The 349-nt window shown below is 66.5% G+C and carries 1 protein-coding gene; it reads right to left on the reverse strand.

All coding sequences use genetic code 11. The features are described from left to right. A partial coding sequence (locus HU735_RS26850; protein WP_186716491.1) for a hypothetical protein occupies window positions 1–318 on the reverse strand: 318 nt, incomplete at its 3' end. Window positions 319–349 lie beyond the last annotated feature (31 nt).

Here is a 349-nt window from a genome sequence, read left to right on the forward strand (position 1 = left end):
CTGGGTGCGCTCGGTGGCGTTGTTGAGGATCAGCCCCTGCTGGCCGACGTTGTAGTCGCTGAACTGGTTGTGCGACAGCCCGCTGCCGTTGGGCGCGGCGATGTTGATGATCGGCACGCCGTTGCCCGCCTGGCCGAGGCTGGTGCCTGGTCCGCTGACCACCACGCCTTCGGCTGCCTGCGCCCACAGCGGCTGCCAGAACATGGCGTTGGCCAGCAGGAAGGCCAGGCCACGCTTGGGCAGCCCGCAAAAGCGCTCACGGGGCTGAATTTCGGCCGAGCGTTGGCGGGCCAGGAAGGCAAACAGGCGAACGTCCATGTCAGGTCTCGTGAATCAGGCGGTCAGATGA

This window comes from Pseudomonas sp. BW16M2, from assembly GCF_014268865.1.
Lineage (GTDB): Bacteria > Pseudomonadota > Gammaproteobacteria > Pseudomonadales > Pseudomonadaceae > Aquipseudomonas > Aquipseudomonas peradeniyensis.